The sequence below is a fragment of the Xanthomonas sp. CFBP 8445 genome, assembly GCF_025666235.1.
In the GTDB taxonomy this organism is placed as follows: Bacteria; Pseudomonadota; Gammaproteobacteria; order Xanthomonadales; family Xanthomonadaceae; genus Xanthomonas_A; species Xanthomonas_A indica.
The window spans coordinates 2255020-2275464 of the sequence record NZ_CP102594.1 but is presented as its reverse complement, the minus strand read 5'-3'; the positions used below and the strand labels follow the sequence as shown (position 1 = coordinate 2275464).

At 69.4% G+C, this 20445-nt stretch carries 17 protein-coding genes; 3 read left to right on the top strand and 14 right to left on the bottom strand.

Features of this window, described 5'->3' with window-relative positions:
- Position 1 precedes the first annotated feature (1 nt).
- On the top strand, positions 2 to 2437 hold the full coding sequence (locus NUG21_RS09625; RefSeq protein WP_263392916.1) for a YbcC family protein: 2436 nt from the start codon (positions 2 to 4) through the stop codon (positions 2435 to 2437).
- Between the two features lie 147 nt (positions 2438 to 2584).
- Here NUG21_RS09625 and guaA read toward each other — a convergent pair whose 3' ends face one another.
- From guaA to folD, 3 genes are all read right to left on the bottom strand, one after another.
- Positions 2585 to 4150, bottom strand: coding sequence for a glutamine-hydrolyzing GMP synthase (guaA, locus tag NUG21_RS09620; protein ID WP_263392915.1), 1566 nt, complete (start codon positions 4148 to 4150; stop codon positions 2585 to 2587).
- A 126-nt stretch (positions 4151 to 4276) separates the two neighbouring features.
- Entirely contained in the window at positions 4277 to 5734 is a 1458-nt protein-coding gene (gene guaB, locus NUG21_RS09615; protein WP_160947802.1) for an IMP dehydrogenase, read from the bottom strand.
- Between the two features lie 286 nt (positions 5735 to 6020).
- The gene (gene folD, locus NUG21_RS09610; protein WP_263392914.1) at positions 6021 to 6914 is read right to left on the bottom strand and encodes a bifunctional methylenetetrahydrofolate dehydrogenase/methenyltetrahydrofolate cyclohydrolase FolD; all 894 of its coding nucleotides are present in this window, start codon (positions 6912 to 6914) and stop codon (positions 6021 to 6023) included.
- Between the two features lie 51 nt (positions 6915 to 6965).
- Here folD and NUG21_RS09605 point away from each other — a divergent pair, with 51 nt between their 5' ends.
- Together NUG21_RS09605 and NUG21_RS09600 are read left to right on the top strand one after the other, a co-directional pair.
- On the top strand, positions 6966 to 7262 hold the full coding sequence (locus NUG21_RS09605; RefSeq protein WP_019800098.1) for a DUF1244 domain-containing protein: 297 nt from the start codon (positions 6966 to 6968) through the stop codon (positions 7260 to 7262).
- A 2-nt stretch (positions 7263 to 7264) separates the two neighbouring features.
- Positions 7265 to 8038 (top strand): alpha/beta hydrolase, encoded by a 774-nt coding sequence (locus tag NUG21_RS09600; protein WP_263392913.1) that lies wholly within the window; start codon positions 7265 to 7267, stop codon positions 8036 to 8038.
- 300 nt (positions 8039 to 8338) lie between these two features.
- Here NUG21_RS09600 and NUG21_RS09595 read toward each other — a convergent pair whose 3' ends face one another.
- From NUG21_RS09595 to ndk, 11 genes are all read right to left on the bottom strand, one after another.
- A complete protein-coding gene (locus tag NUG21_RS09595; protein WP_263392912.1) occupies positions 8339 to 10189 on the bottom strand; it encodes a monovalent cation:proton antiporter-2 (CPA2) family protein in 1851 nt (616 codons plus the stop codon).
- A 428-nt stretch (positions 10190 to 10617) separates the two neighbouring features.
- Positions 10618 to 11754 (bottom strand): molybdopterin-synthase adenylyltransferase MoeB, encoded by a 1137-nt coding sequence (gene moeB, locus NUG21_RS09590; protein WP_263392911.1) that lies wholly within the window; start codon positions 11752 to 11754, stop codon positions 10618 to 10620.
- A 51-nt stretch (positions 11755 to 11805) separates the two neighbouring features.
- Positions 11806 to 13023: a molybdopterin molybdotransferase MoeA gene (gene glp, locus NUG21_RS09585; protein ID WP_160947807.1), complete on the bottom strand. Its 1218-nt coding sequence runs from the start codon at positions 13021 to 13023 to the stop codon at positions 11806 to 11808.
- The gene (locus NUG21_RS09580) at positions 13020 to 13625 is read right to left on the bottom strand and encodes a molybdenum cofactor guanylyltransferase (RefSeq protein ID WP_263392910.1); all 606 of its coding nucleotides are present in this window, start codon (positions 13623 to 13625) and stop codon (positions 13020 to 13022) included. Before NUG21_RS09580 ends, glp begins: the two co-directional genes overlap by 4 nt.
- 7 nt (positions 13626 to 13632) lie before the next feature.
- Positions 13633 to 15030 carry a ribosome biogenesis GTPase Der gene (gene der / locus NUG21_RS09575; protein ID WP_263392909.1) on the bottom strand — a complete coding sequence of 466 codons (1398 nt, stop codon included), beginning with the start codon at positions 15028 to 15030 and terminating at the stop codon, positions 13633 to 13635.
- Positions 15031 to 15048: 18 nt separating this feature from the next.
- Positions 15049 to 16404, bottom strand: a complete 1356-nt coding sequence (bamB, locus tag NUG21_RS09570) for an outer membrane protein assembly factor BamB (protein WP_160947810.1) — start codon at positions 16402 to 16404, stop codon at positions 15049 to 15051.
- Positions 16404 to 17042, bottom strand: coding sequence for a YfgM family protein (locus NUG21_RS09565; protein ID WP_160947811.1), 639 nt, complete (start codon positions 17040 to 17042; stop codon positions 16404 to 16406). The genes bamB and NUG21_RS09565 overlap by 1 nt, the downstream gene beginning before the upstream one ends.
- A gap of 64 nt (positions 17043 to 17106) precedes the next feature.
- Positions 17107 to 17982: a helix-turn-helix domain-containing protein gene (locus tag NUG21_RS09560; protein ID WP_242083221.1), complete on the bottom strand. Its 876-nt coding sequence runs from the start codon at positions 17980 to 17982 to the stop codon at positions 17107 to 17109.
- On the bottom strand, positions 17979 to 18797 hold the full coding sequence (pilW, locus tag NUG21_RS09555; protein WP_160947813.1) for a type IV pilus biogenesis/stability protein PilW: 819 nt from the start codon (positions 18795 to 18797) through the stop codon (positions 17979 to 17981). Before pilW ends, NUG21_RS09560 begins: the two co-directional genes overlap by 4 nt.
- Entirely contained in the window at positions 18784 to 19965 is a 1182-nt protein-coding gene (gene rlmN, locus NUG21_RS09550; RefSeq protein ID WP_160947870.1) for a dual-specificity RNA methyltransferase RlmN, read from the bottom strand. Before rlmN ends, pilW begins: the two co-directional genes overlap by 14 nt.
- 35 nt (positions 19966 to 20000) lie before the next feature.
- Positions 20001 to 20426: a nucleoside-diphosphate kinase gene (gene ndk / locus NUG21_RS09545; RefSeq protein WP_002812972.1), complete on the bottom strand. Its 426-nt coding sequence runs from the start codon at positions 20424 to 20426 to the stop codon at positions 20001 to 20003.
- Positions 20427 to 20445: the final 19 nt, after the last annotated feature.

Sequence of the window (20445 nt, the reverse complement as noted above, 5' to 3'; positions counted from 1 at the left end):
CATGCTGATGACCACCACCGACGCGTCGCCCCTGTCCCACGCTACGATCATCGCCGCCGCCGCGCGTGCGGCACGCGCCATTCCCCCGTTGTGGCCGCTGGCCTCGAGCGTGGCGGTCAATCCCTTCCTCGGCCAAGCCGGCGAACCGCTGCCGATCGCGGCGGCACGGCTACGGCGCGCAGCCGGCATCGCCGTGGCCATGCCGCGCCCCTGGTATGTGGAGCGGCTGCAGTCCGGCGACATCGCCGAGGAGGATCTGCAGGCGGCCTGGCACCACGCGCCGGCCGCGCTGCGCCCGCCGAGCTTGTCCGCACTGAAGCGCGCCACCGAAGCCACGCGCCCTGCCCCGCGCGCTATCCCGACGGTCGCCGACCTGGTGCGCGCTGCCTCGGCGATCGACTGGCCGGGCATCGTCGACGAGCGCATCGGACACTGGGCCGCCGCCTATTTCGACCAGGGCCAGGCGCTGTGGGTCGCCGGACAGTCCGGTGGCGCCTACAGCGCCTGGCGTCAGGTCGCGATGCACGATCTGACGCCGGAAATCGCCGGACTCACGCGATTCGCACAGCAGGTGGCGGATGCGCCAGCGACTGCCGAAGGCGCGATCGTCGAGGGGGTTGCCCGCCTCGGCCTCCCGCCAGACGCCCTGGACGGCTATTTCCACCGGCTGCTGACCACGCTGGGCGGCTGGAGCCAAGTCGCCCGCTATCGGCTCTGGCAGGCGGAATTGAGCGGCGGAACCGATCCTTGCGTCACCGACCTGCTCGCCATCCGCATCAGCTGGGACGCCGCGCTGCTGGGCAAGTTCGGTGCGGCGATGGCGCCGCAGTGGCAGGGCGCCATCGCCGACTACGCCATGCCGGTGGCGGCGACCACGGACGATATCGTCGACAGCATCCTGCAGGAAGCAGCCGAACGCGCGGCACAGCGGCGACTCGACGCCACGCTTGCAGCGCCCGCCTCAGCCCCTGCCGCGCCTGCCCGCATGGCGCTGCAGATGGCCTTCTGCATCGACGTGCGCTCGGAAGTGTTCCGCCGCGCACTGGAAAGCCTCGATGCGGGCATCCAGACCCTCGGATTCGCCGGCTTCTTCGGACTGGGCATCGGCCATCGGCAGTTCGCCTCGGATGTGGTCGAGGCGCGCCTTCCGGTGCTGCTGACGCCGGGTTTGCATACCTGCGCAGGAGAGACGACGTCGTCGCTGGCCAAGTCCGACCTCGCCGCGCGGATCACGGCGCGAGCGAAACGGGCCTGGGGACGCTTCAAGCTGGCCGCCATTTCCTCGTTCGCCTTCGTCGAGGCCACCGGCCCGATCTACGTCGCCAAGCTGCTGCGCGATGGATTGGGACTGACCCGTCATCCCGCGCCGAACGACCCCGCGCCGCGCCCGGCCGACGCGCTCGATCTCGACGCGCGGTTGACCATGGCCACCCGCATCCTCAAGGCGATGTCGCTCACCACCGATTTCGCTCGGTTGGTCGTGATCGCCGGCCACGGGGCAAACGTGGTCAACAACCCCCATGCCAGCGCCCTGCACTGCGGCGCCTGCGGTGGCTACTCGGGCGAAGTGAACGCGCGGCTGCTCGCCGCACTGCTCAACGACCCCCAGGTGCGCGCCGGCCTTGTCGAACGCGGCATCGCGATTCCCGCGGATACCTTGTTCGTGGCTGCACTGCACGACACCACGACCGACGCAGTCACGCTCTACAGCGCCGATCATCCCTCGCCCGGTCATGCCGCCGATCTCGAGCAGGCGGCGCGTTGGCTGCATGCCGCCGGCGCGCTGGCACGGGGCGAGCGCGCCCTGCGCCTGCCGCGCGCACAACGCAGCCAGGACATCGCGCATCGTGCCCGCGACTGGGCCGAACTGCGCCCCGAATGGGCGTTGGCCGGCTGCCAGGCCTTCATCGCCGCGCCGCGCTCGCGCACGGCCGGGCGCGACCTGGCCGGACGGGCCTTCCTGCACGACTACGACTGGCGCCGCGACGAAGGCTTTGGCGTGCTGGAGCTGATCCTGACCGCGCCGGTCGTGGTCGCCAGCTGGATCAGCCTGCAGTACTACGGCTCGACGGTGGCGCCCGAAGTCTTCGGCGCGGGCAACAAGCTGCTGCACAACGTCACCGGCGGCATCGGCGTGGTCGAGGGCAACGGCGGCCTGCTGCGCGGCGGACTCCCCTGGCAATCGGTCCATGACGGCGAACGGCTGATCCACGAACCGCTGCGGCTGTCGGTACTGATCGAAGCACCGACCGACGCGATCACCGACATCCTCGAACGCCATCCGCAGGTTCGCGCGCTGTTCGATAATCGCTGGCTGCATCTTTTCGCGCTGGACGACGCAGGGCGGATGGCGTGGCGCTACACCGGCGATCTAAGCTGGGAAGCGCGCTTCAACGTTGCCGCCTCAAAGCGCGCCGCCGCGGCGGCGCTCACTTGAAGCAGCCTTCACCACCTACTCGGCACTAAAACGGCAAACGCGCGAGGGCTAGTCTGGCTTCTTTGCTGGCCCAGAGAAATGCCGCACCGATCAAATCATCGGTGCGGCATTTCCGATAGAGGACGATCGCCTCGAAAGAACCGGACGTCACTCCCACTCGATCGTCGCCGGCGGCTTGCCGGAGATGTCGTACACCACCCTTGAGACACCACGCAGTTCGTTGATGATGCGGTTGCTCACCGTGCCGAGGAAGTCGTACGGCAGGTGCGCCCAGTGCGCGGTCATGAAGTCGATGGTCTCCACCGCGCGCAGCGCGATCACCCACTCGTAGGCGCGGGCGTCGCCGACCACGCCGACCGACTTGACCGGCAGGAACACGGCGAAGGCCTGGCTGGTCTTGTCGTACAGGTCGGCCTTGCGCAGCTCCTCGATGAAGATCGCATCGGCCTTGGCCAGCAGTTCGGCGTACTCGCGCTTCACCTCGCCGAGGATGCGCACGCCCAGCCCGGGGCCGGGGAACGGATGGCGGTAGACCATGCTGCGCGGCAGGCCGAGTTCGACGCCCAGGCGCCGCACTTCGTCCTTGAACAGCTCGCGCAGCGGCTCGACCAGGCCCAGCTTCATGTGCTCTGGCAGGCCGCCGACGTTGTGGTGGCTCTTGATGACGTGCGCCTTGCCGGTCTTGCTGCCGGCCGACTCGATCACGTCGGGGTAGATGGTGCCCTGCGCCAGCCACTTGGCGTTGCGGAGCTTGTTCGACTCTTCGTCGAAGATCTCCACGAACAGGTTGCCGATGATCTTGCGCTTGGCTTCCGGGTCGCTGACGCCGGCCAGCGCCTGGAAGTAGCGGTCCGCGGCGTTGACGCGGATGACCTTGACGCCCATGTGCTCGGCGAACATCGCCATCACCTGGTCGCCTTCCTGCCAGCGCAGCAGGCCGGTGTCGACGAACACGCAGGTCAGCTTGTCGCCGATCGCCTTGTGCAGCAGCGCGGCGACCACCGACGAATCGACGCCGCCGGACAGGCCGAGGATCACCTCGTCCTCGCCGACCTGGGCGCGCACGCGGGCGATCTGGTCGTCGATGATGTTGGCCGCGGTCCACAGCGTGGCGCAGCCGCACACGTCGACCACGAAGCGGCGCAGCAGGGTCTGGCCCTGCAGGGTGTGGGTGACTTCCGGGTGGAACTGCACGCCGTACCAGCGCTTGGCGTCGTTGGCCATGGCCGCGACCGGGATGCGGTCGGTGACGGCGGTGATGGTGAAGCCCGGCGGCACCTGCGACACGTGGTCACCGTGGCTCATCCACACGTTCAAGCGCGCGCTGCCGGGATGATCGCTGAGCCCGGAGAACAGCGCATCGGCGGCCACCACCTCGACTTCGGCATGGCCGAACTCGCGCTGATCCGCCGCTTCGGTGGCGCCACCAAGCTGCGCGGCCAGGGTCTGCATGCCGTAGCAGATGCCGAAGATCGGCAGGCCGCTGTCGAACACTTCCTGCGGTGCGGCCGGCGCCCCCGGCAGCGTGGTCGATTCCGGGCCGCCGGAGAGGATGATGCCCTTGGCGCCGAAGCCGGCGATCTCGGCCGGATCGTGGTCCCACGCCCAGATCTCGCAATACACGCCCAGTTCGCGAATGCGCCGCGCGATCAACTGCGTGTACTGCGCACCGAAATCGAGGATGAGGATCTTGTCGCTGTGGATGTTGGTCATTGGGGCCGGGATTGGGGATTCGGGAGTCGGGATTCGCAACAGCGGGGGGCCGCGCTGCACACGGCCGCTGGAGACGCGGCGGGCGACGAATCCCCAGTCGCGAGTCCCCACTCCCGCGCATGGGCATCAGCCCATGCGGTAGTTCGGCGGTTCCTTGGTGATCTGCACGTCGTGGACGTGACTCTCGCGCTGGCCGGCACCGGTGATGGTGACGAACTTCGGCTTGGTGCGCATGTCCTCGATGGTGGCGCAGCCCACGTAGCCCATGGTCGCGCGCAGGCCGCCGATCAGCTGGTGGATGATGCCGCTGAGCGGGCCGCGGTACGGCACGCGGCCTTCGATGCCTTCCGGCACCAGCTTATCGGCGTCGGAGGCGTCCTGGAAGTAACGGTCCTTGCTGCCCTTCTCCATCGCGCCCAGGCTGCCCATGCCGCGGTAGCTCTTGTAGCTGCGGCCCTGGAACAGTTCGACCTCGCCCGGAGCTTCCTCGGTGCCGGCGAACAGGCCGCCGACCATCACCGTGGAGGCGCCGGCGACCAGCGCCTTGCCGATGTCGCCGGAGTAGCGGATGCCGCCGTCGGCGATCAGCGGGATGCGGTCCTGCAGCGCCTCGGCGACCATGTCGATCGCGGTGATCTGCGGCACGCCGACACCGGCGACCACGCGCGTGGTGCAGATCGAGCCGGGGCCCACGCCGACCTTGACCGCGTCGGCGCCGGCGTCCATCAGCGCCAGCGCGGCGTCGCCGGTGACGATGTTGCCGCCGATCACCTGCAGCTGCGGATAGGTCTTCTTGACCCAGGCCACGCGCTCGATCACGCCCTGCGAATGACCATGCGCGGTATCGACGATGACCACGTCCACGCCGGCCGCAGCCAGCAGTTCCACGCGCTGTTCGGTATCGCCGCCGACGCCCACCGCGGCGCCGACCAGCAGCCGCGTGGCGGCATCCTTGGCGGCGTTGGGGTTGTCGGTCTTCTTCTGGATGTCCTTGACCGTGATCAGGCCGCGCAGCTCGAAGCCGTCGTTGACCACCAGGATCTTCTCGATGCGGTGGCGGTGCAGCAGCTGCAGCACTTCCTCGTCGCTGGCGCCTTCGCGCACGGTGACCAGGCGATCCTTCTTGGTCATGATGTGGCGGACCGGATCGTCGAGCTTCTTCTCGAAGCGCATGTCGCGGCTGGTGACGATGCCGACCAGCTCGCTGCCGTCCACCACCGGCACGCCGGAGATGTTGCGGGCGCGGGTGAGTTTCAGCACCTCGCCGATGGTGGTCTCCGGACCGACCGTGAACGGCTCGGTGATGACGCCGGCCTCGAACTTCTTGACCTTGGCCACTTCGGCGGCCTGCTGCGCCGGGGTCAGGTTCTTGTGGATGATGCCGATGCCGCCGAGCTGGGCCATGGCCACCGCCAGGCGGTGCTCGGTGACCGTGTCCATCGCAGCCGAGAGGATCGGCAGTTTCAGGCGCAGGTCGCGGGTCAGCCGGGTTTCCAGGCTGACGTCCTTGGGCAGGACGGTCGAATGGGCGGGGACGAGCGAGACGTCGTCGTAGGTGAGAGCTTCAGCCTGGATGCGCAGCATCGGCGGACCCGAGTGTGGGGAAGCGCGGCATTTTAACGCATTGGGGCGGGGATTTGGGAGTCGGGATTGGGGATTCGTCAAGACGGCCGCCTGCGCAGTCGATCGTTTGCTTGGCTGTCAAATGGCCGATTCGAAGGCCTACCGATCCCGGATGCGCCGTGCATGCGCTTTTGCTGTTGCCTTTAACGAATCTCGAATCCCGAATCCCCAATCCCGGCCACTGCCTTTAACGAATCCCGAATCCCGAATCCCCAATCCCGCGCAGCCTTCAACGAATCCCGAATTCCTAATCCCGACTCCCCGCCGCCTCAGCGGCCTCAATCGTGTTCTGCATCAGCGTGGCCACGGTCATCGGCCCCACGCCGCCCGGCACCGGGGTGATCCAGCTGGCGCGCTGCGCCGCCGCGTCGAAGCCGACGTCGCCGACCAGGCGGCCGTCGTCCAGGCGGTTGATGCCGACGTCGATCACCACCGCGCCCGGCTTGACCCACTCGCCCGGGATCAGCCCGGGACGGCCCACCGCCACCACCAGGATGTCGGCGTCGCGCACCCGCGCCTGCAGCACCTCCGGCGGGGTGAACTTGTGGCAGCAGCTGACCGTGCAGCCGGCGATCAGCAGTTCCAGCGCCATCGGCCGGCCGACGTGGTTGCTGACGCCGACGATGGTGGCGTTGCGCCCGCGCACCGGCTGGTCGGTATGCGCCAGCAGGGTGACGATGCCGCGTGGCGTGCACGGACGCAGGCCGAACTCGCGCAGCGCCAGGTGACCGACGTTCTCCGGATGGAAACCGTCCACGTCCTTGCGTGGATCGATGCGGTGGATCAGCCGGCTGGCATCGGGGATGCCCGGCAGCGGCAACTGCACCAGGATGCCGTGGATCTTGGGATCGGCATTGAGCCGGTCGATCAGCGCCAGCAGCTCGGCTTCGCTGGTGCCGGCCGGCAGGTCGTAGTCGAACGCCTCGATGCCGACCTTCTCGGCCGCGCGGCGCTTGTTGCGCACGTACACCGTGGAGGCCGGATCGCCGCCCACCAGCACCACCGCCAGCCCGGGCCGCGACTGCCCGGCCGCCAGCCGCGCGTCGACCCGCGCCTTGAGCTGGTCGAGCAGGTCGTCGGCGATGCGCCGCCCGTCGAGGATGCGGGCCGGGACGGAGGAGACGGGCGCGGAATCGGTCATCGGGGCGGGCGGGTGTAGAGTCGGGGGATGTCCATTGTCCCCGATTCCGCCATGACCGACACCACCCGCATCGAGGCCGCCGCCTTCCGCCGCCTATTGCAGCACCTCAATCACGACCGCCCCGACGTGCAGAACATCGACCTGATGATCCTGGCCGGGTTCTGCCGCAACTGCCTGGCCGACTGGTACCGCGAGGCGGCGGCGGCCGAAGGCGAAGATCTCAGCAAGGAACAGGCGCGCGAACGCGTCTACGGCATGCCGTTCGCCGACTGGAAGGCGCAGCACCAGGCCGAGGCCACCCCGGCGCAACTGGCCGCCTTCGCCGAGGCGCAGCGCAAGCACGGCTAGCGATGCTGCGCTACACCGCGATCGCGGCCGCCATTCTCGTCGCCGCCTATCTGGTGGTCTGTGCCCTGCTCTACCTGGGCCAGCGCGACCTGCTGTACGTCCCGCAGGGCACGCGGGTGGCACCGGCGCAGACCGACTTCGCGCTGCGACGCAGCGCGGACGTGCAGGTGCGCGGCTGGCAGGTCAATCCTGGCCGCGACAAGGTGCTGCTGTACTTCGGCGGCAATGCCGAGGACCTGCGCCAGGCACGCGCGCAGCTGCAGGCCGCCCTGCCCGACCACAGCCTCTACCTGCTCGCCTACCGCGGCTATGGCGCCAGCGATGGCACACCCAGCGAGACCGCACTGGTCGGCGATGCCGTGGCGCTGTACGACCACGTGCGCGCCGCGCAGCCGCAGGCGCAGATCGCGGTGCTGGGGCGCAGCCTGGGCAGCGGCGTGGCCAGTCAACTGGCGGCACGTCGCGCGGTGGCGCGGCTGGTGCTGGTGACGCCGTTCGACAGCCTGGTCTCGGCGGCGCAGGCGCACTATCCGTGGGTCCCTGTGCGCTGGCTGCTGCGCGACCGCTACGACTCGGCGCGGGCCTTGCGCGCCTACCGCGGCCCGCTGCTGATCCTGCGTGCCGGCCATGATCAAGTGGTGCCGCCGGCCAGCACCGATGCCCTGCTCAAGGCCCTGCCGCAGCGCCCGACCGTGGTCGCTTTCTCGCAGGCCGACCACAACGACATCAGCGACGATCCAGGCTACATGCGGGCGCTGCAGGCGTTCTTTCGCTGAGGCTGGACGCCTGTCGTAGAAGCGGCTTCAGCCGCGACAGTGTCTTCCCGGGAAGGCACTGTCGCGGCTGAAGCCGCGCCATAACTCCCCGCCGCCGATTGTGGTTACGTGCCGTCACGTTGCTGCGCTGGCGCCATCGAACGACATCAGCGACGATCCTGGGCTACGTGCAGGCGTTGCAGGCGCTCTTTCGCTGAGGCTGGGCGCCTGTCGTAGGCACGGCTTTAGCCGCGACCAGGCGTTCCCGGGAAGACACTGTCGCGGCTGAAGCCGCTCCTACAGTTGCGTCAACAAGCGAGGCTATGCGTCGTCGCGTTCCTGCATCGGCTCCGCCACTGGCACGCCTTCCGGATTCAGCGTGCGGCTCTCGCGCCGCGGCGGCGTGAACGGGGTCGGCGTGGGCACCGCCGGGGTGATGTTGCCGTACATCAGGCCGGTGCCGGCGCGCACCGTGCCGGCGGCGATCTCCAGTTCCAGCCGCTCGGCATCGCGGCGGCGGATCTCGCGGGCGATGGAGCGGGCTTCGCTCTCGTCCATGCCCAGTTCGATCAGCGCGGCCTGGCCGAACTCCACCGCGGATTCGAAGGTTTCGCGGATGTGATAGTCGACGCCGGCGGCGATCAGTTCCAGCGCGTGCTCGCGGTCGTAGGAACGCACCAGCAGCTTGGCCTGCGGGAATTCGTGCCTGGCCAGTTCGACGATGCGGTTGGCCGCCTCGCGGTTGTCGACGCACACCGCGATGGCGCGGGCGCTGTGCGCGCCGGAGGCGTGCAGCACGTCCAGGCGGGTGCCGTCGCCGTAGTAGATCTTGAAGCCGAACTTGGCCGCGCTCTGGATCATCTCGATGTCGTTGTCGATGATGGTCACGTCCACGTCGCGCGCCAGCAGCGACTGGCTGGCGACCTGGCCGAAGCGACCGAAGCCGATGATCAGCACGCTGCCGGTGAGGCCGTCGGCCGCATCCACGCCTTCCATCGACGGCGCTTCCACCGGTGCCCAGCGTCGGTACAGCAGCACGAACAGCGGCGTCAGCGCCATCGACAGCACCACGATGGCGGTCAGGTTGGCGTTGATCTGCGCGTCGATGACGCCGGCGCCGCTGGCGGCGGCGAACAGCACGAAGGCGAACTCGCCGCCCTGCGCCATCAGCACGCCGCGATCCAGCGCCTGCGCATGGCCGCTGCCGGTGAGCCGCGCGACCAGGTAGATGCACGCGGCCTTGGCCACCATGAAGGCAAGCACGCCGCTGAGGATCAGGGTCCAGTTGGCTGCCACCACCGCCAGGTTCAGCGCCATGCCGACACCGAGGAAGAACAGCCCCAGCAGGATGCCGCGGAATGGCTCGATGTCGGCTTCGATCTGGTGGCGGAAGGTCGATTCGGACAGCAGCACGCCGGCCAGGAACGCGCCCATCGCCATCGACAGCCCGCCGAGCTGCATCAGCAGCGCCGCACCCAGCACCACCAGCAAGGCGGCCGCGGTCATGACTTCGCGCGCCTTGGCCGCAGCCAGCAGCCGGAACAGCGGATTGAGCAGCCAGCGCCCGGCCGCCAGCAGACCGACGATCGCCGCGGCACCGATGCCGATGCCGATCCAGCGCGACGGCGCCGAGGCATCCGCCGGCACCGGCGCCATCCACGCCACCACCGCCAACAGCGGCACGATCAACAGGTCTTCGAACAGCAGGATCGCCACGATCTTCTGCCCGGCCGGCAAGGCGATGTCGCCGCGCTCGCCGAGCAACTGCATCACCACCGCGGTGGAGGTCAGCACGAAGCCCGATGCGGCGATGAAGGCCACCGGCAACGGAAACCCGAAGGCCAGGCCGACGCCGGTCAGCACGCTGGCGCAGACGATGATCTGCGCGGTGCCCAGACCGAAGATCTGCTTGCGCAGGCTCCACAGGTGCGATGGCCGCATTTCCAGGCCGATCACGAACAGGAACATGACCACGCCCAGTTCAGCGACGTGCAGGATGGCCTGCGGATCGGAGAACCAGCCCAGACCGAACGGACCGATCGCCAGGCCGGCTGCGAGATAGCCGAGCACCGAGCCCAGGCCGAGCCGACGGAACACCGGCACCGCCACCACGGCGGCGCCGAGCAGCGCCACCACCTTGATCAATTCGCTGCTGTCGGCTGCACTCGTCATGCCCCGATTCTACGCACAAGGCCGGAGCATCCCCATGGATCGGGATGCGAGGTGAGACGCGGCGCACTGCGTGGTGTGCGCAACGCGCCTTCGTGAGGCGTGCACGCGATCGTGCACCGGACGATCGCGATCATGCGATCAATCCACGGACCACGCCTACCTTCTCCCATCGGGAGAAGGTGCCCCGAAGGGGCGGATGAGGGCGCGGGTGCGGCTGTGTACAACGACGGCTAGTGCAGCCAGGCATTGCGAAGCGCTTCGCGCCCGTACCCTCACCCCAACCCCTCTCCCGAGGGGAGAGGGGCTTAAGCGTCGCGACACTGCTTCGGCCACCGGGACCCCACTTCCCTTCTCCCATCGGGAGAAGGTGCCCCGAAGGGGCGGATGAGGGTACGGACGCCGCCGCGAACAGCGACACCTAATGACAGCTAAGGCTCAGCGCCACAGAACTGTGCATAGTCGATATAGCCTGGAAACGGCCGGTCCGGCGCGCACAGCGGGCACTGAGGATCGGCGGACAGGCGGGTTTCGCGGAAGCGCATCGCCAGCGCGTCGAAATGCAGCAGGCGGCCGCGCAGCGGTTCGCCGATGTCCAGCAGCAGCTTCAAGACCTCATTGGCCTGCAGCAGACCGACGATGCCGGGCAGCACGCCGAGGACGCCCGCATCGGCGCAGTTCGGTGCGAACTCCGGCGGCGGCGGCTCCGGGAACAGGCAGCGGTAGCACGGTGCCTGCCCACGCCGGCGGCCGGCGTCGAACACGCTGACCTGGCCCTCGAAGCGCTGCACCGCGCCGTACACCAACGGCTTGCCCAGCTTCACGCAGGCATCGTTGAGCAGGTAGCGCGCGGGGAAATTGTCCGAGCCGTCCAGCACCACGTCCACGTCCTGCAGCAGCCGCTCGACGTTGCCGGCGGTGACCCGCTCGCGCACCGCCTCCACCCGCACGCCCGGATTCAGGGCGCCCAGGCTTGCCGCGGCCGAGTCCACCTTGGCCTGGCCGATCCGCGCGTCGCCGTGCAGGATCTGCCGCTGCAGGTTGCTGCGCTCGACCACGTCGTCGTCGGCGATGCGCAACTGCCCCACCCCGGCCGCGGCCAGGTAGAAACCGGCCGGCGAGCCCAGGCCGCCGGCGCCGACCAGCAGCACGCGCGCGGCCTGCAGCCGCCGCTGGCCCTCGACCCCGACTTCGGGCAGGCGCAGATGCCGCGAATAGCGGTCGAAGAAGTCCTCCTGCTCCGGCGCCAGCGCCGGCCGCTGCAGCGGCAAGCCCTCGCGCTGCCAGCGCGTGGTGCCGCCCAGCACCGAGGCGACCTGCGGGTAGCCGGCCTGTTCCAGGAACACCGCGGTGTCGTGCGAGCGCTTGCCGCTCTGGCAGATCAGCAGCACCTCGGTCCCGGTGCCGAGATAGGCGGCCGGGTCAGCCTGCAACTGCGCGCGGGCCACGCCCTGCGCGCCGGCGGCCATGCCGGTGGCGCGCTCGTGCTCCTCGCGGATGTCGAGCAAGCGCGCACCCTGCGCCTGCCGCGCCTGCGCCTGTGCCGGGGTCAGTTCTCGAATGCCCATGCGCGCATTATCGGCGCAAACCGGGCCCGCGTCCGCCGCCCGCCGCGCCGCTCAGTACGGCACCACCTCGACCACGTCGCCGGCCTGGAACTGGCGCGCGCCCTCCTCCAACCGCAGCAGCACGTCGCTGTCGGCGGCGCCGCGCAGGCGATGCGAGCCGTCCGCAGGATTCGGTTCCGCCCACAGTTGGCCGTGCGCATCGCAGCGCATGCGCCCGCGCAGGAACTCCAGCCGGTCGTGGCGTTTGTCCCAGCCGGACGCCAGCCGTGCGCGCCAGGCCCGGTGCGGCTCGCTGCGCCGCTGCAGCGCATCCAGCAAGGGCCGCCCGATCGCCAGGAAGGTCGCCAGCACCGACACCGGATTGCCCGGCAGGCCGAGGAACAGGGCGCGATCCCACTCGCCGAACAGCAGCGGCATGCCCGGGCGCATGCGCACCTTCCAGAACAGGATGCGGCCGTGCTCGGCCAGCAGCCGCGGCAGGTAGTCCTTCTCGCCGGCGGAGACGCCGCCGCAGGTCAGCACCACGTCGAACGCCGAGGCCGCATCGGCGAGCATGGCCTGGATGCGCTGCGGATCGTCCGGCAGGGTCGGCCACGCCGTCGGCGCCAGACCGAGCAGGCGCAGCTGCGCCATCAGCATGTCGCGGTTGCTGTTGTAGATCTGGCCCGGCTGCAACGGCAGGCCCGGCTCGACCAATTCGTCGCCGGTGGCGAAGACCGCCACGGTCGGCCGCGCCGCCACCGTCAGTTGGTCCATGCCCAGGGCCGCGGCCAGGCCGATCCGCGAGGGCGTCAGCAGCATGCCGGCCTCGAGCACGCGCTCGCCGGCGCGCACATCCTCGCCGCGCGCACGCACATGCGCGCCGGCGGCGATCCCATCCGGAATCTGCACTAAGCCGTCGTGCTCGTGCACGTTCTCCTTGATCACCACCGTATCCGCACCGGCCGGCAGTGGCGCGCCGGTGGTCACCCGCAGGCATTCGCCGGGTGCCAGTGCCTGCTGCCGATCGGCGCCGGCGAACTGCTCGCCGGCCAGGCGCAAGTCGGTCGGCGCCCCCGGGGCCAGGTCGGCATGGCGCAGCGCGAAGCCGTCCATCGCGCTGTTGGCGAACGGCGGCAGGTCGATCGGCGCCTCCAGCGGTTCCAGCAGGATGCGGCCGTCGGCGCGCGACGCCGCCAGGCGCTCGCTGTTGACGGGGCGGGCACGCGCGGCGGCAGCGACGATCGCCAGCGCGTCGGTGTAGGCGATCCGGGAGGGATAGTCGGTCATGGTGGCGGCAGGATACCCGCTGCGGCCAGGTCCTGCGGCGTGTTCAGATTGCCCAGCACGAGTTCCGGCAACGGCACGGGCGTCATTCGCAGGCGCTGATGCACCGCGCGCGGCGCATAGCGGGCGGCCGCCAGCGCCTCTTCCAGCGCCGGGCGCAGCGCGGCCACCCGATACAGCGCCACCAGCGGCTGCGCGCCGGCGGCATCCTCGACCCAGGCGCCATCGCGGTCCGCAGCGGCCGCGGCCAGCACGATCGGAAGGTCCGGAGGCAACCGGCACAGGTCGACCGGCACGGTCAGCAGCCAGGGCGTGGCGCAGGCGGCGGCGAGTGCGTCCAGCCCGGCGATCGGTCCCAGCGAACGTTCGGCCTCGGCCGGCGCCGCGACACGGTCCGGCAGCGCCTGCAGGCCGATGCCGGCATAGCGCGACAGGCTGCGGTTGGCGCTGACCAGCACTGCGGCCACCTGCGGCGCCAACGCCTGCACCAGCCATTGCACCTGCGCCTGCCCGTCGCGTTGCAGCCAGGCCTTGTCACACCCGCCCAGGCGTTGCGCGCGGCCGCCGGCGAGAATGCCGAGGGTGATCGCGCGCTGCGGGTCCATCGTGCGGCTACTTGCCGCGGACGTGCTTCATCAGGCGCCGCTTCTTGGCGATCTGGCGCTCAGTCAGCACGTTCTTCTTGCCTTCGTACGGATTGGCGCCTTCGCGGAACATGAAGCGCACCGGCGTGCCGACCAGCTTGAAGCGCTTGCGGAAGAAGTTCTCCAGGTAGCGCTTGTACGACTCGGGCAGCACCTTCAGGCGCGTGCCGTGGACGATGAAGGTCGGCGGGTTGCTGCCGCCCGGATGCACGTAGCGCAGCTTGGAAACGTGGCCGCGGATGCTCGGCGGCGGATTGCTCTCGTAGGCGATTTCCAGCGCCTGGTTGACTTCGCTGGTGCTGAACTCGCGCACCGCCGAGGCGTGCGCGCGATGGATCGCCTGGAACAACTCGCGCATGCCCGAGCCATGCTTGGCGGAAATGCGCACCGCCTCGGCCCAGCTGACGAACCCGAGCTTGCGCGACAGCAGATCCTCGGCCTGGGCGCGCTGGTAGTCGCTCTGCCCGTCCCACTTGTTGATCGCCACCACCAAGGCGCGACCGGCGTCGAGGATCGCACCGAGCACGGTCGCGTCCTGGTCGGTCACGCCTTCGCCGGCATCGAGCATCAGCACCGCCACCTGACACTGCTCGATCGCCTGCAGCGTCTTGAACGCGCTGAACTTCTCCACCGCTTCTTCGACGCGGCCGCGACGGCGCAGGCCGGCGGTGTCGATCAGCCGATACAGGCGGCCGTCGCGCTCCAGATCCACCGCGATCGAGTCGCGGGTGGTGCCGGGCACCTCGGAGGCGATCATGCGCTCCTCGCCCAGCAGGCGATTGACCAGGGTCGACTTGCCGACATTCGGGCGGCCAACGAAGGCGATGCGCATGCGCGCCGGATCGGTGTCCAGGGTCTCGCCGGCACCCTCTTCCGGCAGCCGCTCCAGCACCTCATCGAGCAGATCGTCGATGCCGTGGCGGTGCGCCGCGGAGACCGCAATGGCGTCGCCGAGGCCGTAGCGCGCGAACTCGGCACGCACCTGGTCCTCGTCGGTGCCGTCGATCTTGTTGATCAGCAGCAGGGTCGGCCGCGCCAGCTTGCGCAGCCAGGCCAGGATCTCGTCGTCGAGTGCGGACGACCCCTCGCGGCCGTCGACCACGAACAGGATCAGGTCGGCCTCGCCGGCCGCGGCGCGCGCCTGCTCGGCGGTGGCGCCGGCCAGGCCTTCCTCTTCGCCGGAGATGCCGCCGGTATCGACGATCACGAACGGGGTCTCCGGCGCCAGCCGGCACACCCCGTAGTGGCGATCGCGGGTGACGCCGGGCTGGTCGTGGACCAGCGCGTCACGGCTGCGCGTCAGCGCGTTGAACAGCGTGGACTTGCCGACATTCGGCCGTCCAACCAGGGCGACCAGCGGCAGCATCGCGACATCCTTCTTTTGTTATTGACCCAACCGGAACGCGGTCAGGTCGCCTTTCGTGTTCTGCATCAGCAGGATTCCGTCCGCGACCACCGGCTGCGCCACCAGCGGCTGGCGTCCGACCCGCTCGCGCGCGGCGAACTCGCCGTTGTCGAGCCGCAGCCAGTGCAGATAGCCCTTGTAGTCGCCCACCACGGCGTAATCGCCCTGGATCGCCACGCCGGTCAGCGAGCGACGCGCCAGCCCCGGCTGCGACCACATCGCCGATCCGGAGGCCTTGTCCAGCGCCCACACGGTGCCGGCGTTGTCGGCCACCACCACGTTGCCGGAGCTGACGCCGACGCCGCCGGCGCCGCCATGATCGCGGTTCCACAGCGGGCGGCCGCTGGGGCCTTCCAGCGCCACGGTCTCGTTCTTGAAACTGGTGGCGTACAGCGTGGTGCCGTCGAGCACCGGTGCGCCGTCGACGTCGGACATGCGCTCCAGTTCGGTACGGCCTTCCGGCACGCCGATGGTCTGCTCCCACAGCACGCGGCCATCCTGCATCGCAAGCGCGGCCAGGGTGCCGTCGTCGTTGCCGATGAACAGCACGCCCGGACCCGCCACTACCGGCGCGTTGCCGCGCACGGTCAGGCTCGGCAGTTCCTGCGCATTGAACCAGCGCTGCTGGCCGGTGGCCGCATCGAAGGCGGTGGTGCGGCCGTCGTTGCTGCGCACGAACACCATGTTCTGCGCGATCACCGGCGCGGCGATGACTTCGTTGGGCACCTTGGCGCGCCACTTCTCGGTGCCGTTGGCGGCATCGAGCGCGATCACCTCGCCGTCCAGCGCACCGACCACCACCAAGCCGTCGCCCACGCCCGGACCGCCGGCAAAGCGCGGCAGCGGACGCTTCTTCTCGAGCCGCTTGCGCTCCTTGGCCTGCTGCTTCTCGTTGCGCAGGCGCTGCTTGTAGGCGGCGCGCTCGTCCTTGGACAGGTTCTTGCCGGACTCGCTCTCGACCTGGCTCTTCGGCTGGTCCTCGACCTGCGACAGCTGCTGCTTGCGCGCCTGCTTGGCGTCGTATTCCCAGAGGGTCTTGCCGGTCTGCAGATCCAGCGCGTAGACCGTGCCGGAGGTCGCGGCCGCATACACCTTGCCGTCGGCCACCACCGGATGCTGGCGCACGCCGATGCGGCGCTCGCCCTTGCCGGCGTCGGTGGACCACAGCTTCACCACCTTCACCGACGGGGTGAATTTCACCAGTTCGGCCGGCTCGGCGGCTTTCTTGGCGGCCGCATCCTTGCCGGCGAACCAGCCCTTGACGGTGGTGCAGCCGGACAGCGCCAGACCCAGCAGGGCCACGGTGGCGACACGCTTGAACATGACTACCTTCATCAGATCGGCTCCGCGGCATTCGGCACGCTGCCGCCCGCATCCATCAATTTCGTTTCGACCACGCGCCGCTGCGGCGAGGCCACGTCCAGGCTGGTCAGCGCCTTGCTGTACGCATCGCGCGCCGCGTCGCGCTTGCCCTGCGCGATCAGCGCATCGCCGCGAATTTCCAGGCCTTGCGCGTCGGTGGCCGAGGCCACCAGGGGCAGCGCGTCCTGCGGCTTGCCGCCGGAAATCAGCAGCCGGGCCACGCGGTGGTCGACCAGCACCTTCATTTCGCCGTCGGCCTTGAGCGCGCGCAGCGTGCTCAGCGCGGCATCGGACTTGCCGGCATCGACCTGCGCCTTGGCCAGGCGCAGCGCCGCCAGTTCGGCATAGATGTTGGCCGAGCCCTTCTGCAGTTCCGCCATGTCCTTGGCGGCCTTGTCCAACTGATTGGCCTGGATGCTCTTGAGCACCGCTTCGTAGCGGGCATTGGCCTGGGCCAGGTCGTTGGACCGCTGCTTGGTCCACCACTGCCAGCCGATGATCGCGCCGAGGCCCAGCACGATGCCGCCGATCAGGCCAGCGCCGTTCTTCCTGAGCCAAGTGCGGACGCGTTCGCTTTGTTCGTGCTCGTCGAGCAGGTCGTCAATCGCCATGCGTACTCTCGCCCCGCCGCTGCGACGGGACATGAAATGTGGAAAGTGAGGAACCGCGCCGCCGTCACTCGGAGGCGGGCACCACGGAACCGTCAGAGGATACCGCAAAGCGCGCCACGTTCGCGCGCCTGAACGGGGTCAGGTCCACGGTACTCCCGGCATGCTGAACCTGGACCGCGGAGGCATTGCCCAGTACCACGCGCCCGACCTGGCCCGGCGCATAGGTGCGGCTCTCGCCGGCCTTGAGCAACGCCTTCTCCACCGGCGTGCCGTCCGGTGCGAGGATCTGCACCCAGCTGTCGCCCTGGAACGACAGGCTCAGGCTGTTCTTCTCCGGCTCCGCCGCCGGACGCGGCATCGGCGTCAGCGAGGCGATGTACGGCGCAGCGTTCGGTGCCGGCCGTGCGGCGGCCGCCGGCGCGGCCGGTGCCGGCGCGGGGTTACCGGCGGCAGGCGTTGCGGTCGCGGCGGCGGTGCTGCCCGGCGCGCCCGGCACCACGTCCAGCGACGCGGTGCTGGGACCGCTGTCGTCGGCGAAATGGCTGCGGGTGGCGTACCACACCGGCACCGCCAGTCCGGCGGTGATCACCACGTAGACCATGCGCCTGGTGGCGTTCTCGAGCATGCGCCGCAGCGGCGGGGTATGCGTGTGGCTGATCAATTCGACCGGCTGCACCGGCGCGATCTGCGCGGTCTGCAGCAACGGCTCCAGATCGACGCCGAGCAGGCGCGCATAGCTGCGCAGCTGCCCGCGGACGAACACCGGCGCGCCGAGGCGCTGCCACTGCTCCGACTCGAGTGCCTGCACCACATGCACCGGCATGCGCAGTCGGCTGCCGACGTCGTCGATGCTCAGGCCCGCCGCTTCGCGCGCTTCGCGGAGCTGTTGCCCGCAGCCTTTGGCGCCATCGAAAGCGTTCGGATTGGAATCACTGATCACAATGCACTAGCCCCGGGTGTCGTGGTCGCGGCGTCGGGAAACTCCTTGCGCAACCGCTGTTGGTAACGGCCGGCGGCAGCCTTGTCGCCCAGCCTTTGCTCAATCTGAATAGCAAGTTGTAACACGGAAGCGGTGGCAGGCGCAGCCGCCAGGCGCCGTTCGGAGAAGGCCCGCGCCTCGAAAAAGCGCCCTTGCGCGACCTCGTTGCGGGCCATCGCCTCGAGCGCGTACGCGTTGTCCGGATCCAGGTCCAGCGCCTTGCGCAGGTCGCGCACGCCGCGCTCGCGCTGGCCGACCTGCAGCGCGCAGCCGCCGGCGTTGGCCAGGGCCGAGGCCGGCGTGGCGTAGTCCTGCAGCGCGAGCGCGCGGTCGAACCAGGTCAGCGACTCGGCCGGCGAACCGTTCGCGCACAGCCAGGCGCCGTAGTTGTTCAAGGTCGCGCCATTGCTCGGCGCCAGCTCGGCGGCCTTGCGGTAGTAGCCGCCGGCGGTCGCGGCATCGCCACGGCGATCGGCGACCACTGCCAGCACGGTCAAGGCGTCCACCGAATCGGCGTCCAACGAAAGCGCCTTGCGCGCGTGCGTCTGCGCGGCGTCCAGGTCGTTGGAGGCGAGCCCATTGGCCGCGAGGCCCAGTTGCTCCTGCAAGGCGACACGCGCCTTCACCGCACGGTTGTCGCGGAAGGAATAATGCGGCTGCACCTGCTCGGCGGTGCGCACCGTACCGGTCTTGGCGGCGATCCAGTTGCAGCCCGGCAAGGCCAGCACTGCGATCGCCACCACCGCGAGGGAACGCCGTTGGCTACGCCGCCGCATCCCGATCCGCCCGCGTCTGCAATTCGCGCTTGAACTCGGCCTGGCGGCGGGTGCGGTCCATGACCTGCCCCTTGAGCTGCCCGCAGGCCGCATCGATGTCGTCGCCACGCGTGCGCCGCACCATGGTCAGCACCTGCGCATCCAGCAGGATCTTCTGGAACGCGCGGATCTCGGTCTCGCCGGAGCGCTCGTAGCGCGTGCCGGGGAACGGATTGAACGGGATCAGGTTGACCTTGCCGGCGTTGGCCGACTGCACCGCGTTGTCGAACTGGCGCATCAGCCGCGCCAGTTGCCGCGCGTGCTCGGGCTGGTCGTTGATCCCCTTCATCAGGGTGTATTCGAAGGTCACCGACTCGCGGCGCTTGTTGGCGCGCAGGTAGCGCGCGCAGGCGGCCATCAGTTCGGCGATCGGGTACTTCTTGTTGAGCGGGACCAGGGTCTCGCGCAGGGCATCGTTGGGCGCATGCAGCGACACCGCCAGCGACACGTCGCTCTCGCTGGACAGCCGGTCGATCTGCGGCACCAGGCCCGAGGTGGACAGGGTCACGCGCTTGTTGGCCAGGCCATAGCCCAGGTCGTCGCGCATCACGCTCATCGCGCGCACGACGTTGTCGAAATTCATCAGCGGCTCGCCCATGCCCATCATCACCACGTTGGTGAGACGGCGCATCTGGTGCGGCACGTTGCCCAGGTGCCGCGCCGCCACCCACACCTGGCCGATGATCTCGGCGGTGGACAGGTTGCGGTTGAAGCCCTGGGTGGCGGTGGAGCAGAAGGTGCAGTTGAGACCGCAGCCGACCTGCGAGGACACGCACAGCGTGCCGCGGGTCTTGTCGGGGATGTACACGGTCTCGATCGCGTTCTTGCCGTCCACGCCCATCGCAAGCAGCCACTTGTGGGTGCCGTCGGCGGAGGGCTTGTCGAACACGATGTTGGGGACGACGACCTCGGCATGCTGCTGCAGCTTGGCGCGCAGCGCCTTGCCGAGGTCGGTCATCTGGTCGAAGTCGGTGACGTAGCGATGATGGATCCACTTCATCACCTGGTGGGCACGGTAGCGCGCTTCGCCGAGGGTCTCGGCGAAGAAACGCTCCAGGCCCTCGCGATCGAGGTCGAGTAGATTCTGCTTGGCCGCCGCGCCGGTCCGCACGGGATCGGCGATGGCCAAGGGAGGATGGACGACCTCGTTCACGACGACCTCGCTTAGCGCGAAACCACTTCGGTGGCAGCGAAGAAATACGCCACTTCGTTGGCGGCGTTCTCGACCGAATCCGAGCCGTGCGCGGCGTTGGCGTCGATCGAATCGGCGAAGTCGGCGCGGATGGTGCCCGGCGCAGCGTCCTTCGGGTTGGTGGCGCCCAGCAGGTCGCGGTGCGCGGCCACGGCGTTCTCGCCTTCCAGCGCCTGGATCATCACCGGGCCGGAGATCATGAACTCGACCAGCGCGTTGAAGAACGGACGCTCGCGGTGCACGGCGTAGAAGCCCTCGGCCTCGCGGCGCGACAGCTGCTTGTACTTGGCGGCCACGACCTTCAGGCCGGCCTTCTCGAAGCGCGAGTAGATTTCGCCGATGACGTTCTTGGCGACGGCATCGGGCTTGATGATGGACAGGGTGCGCTCCAGCGCCATGGGAAGTTCTCCGTTGGGC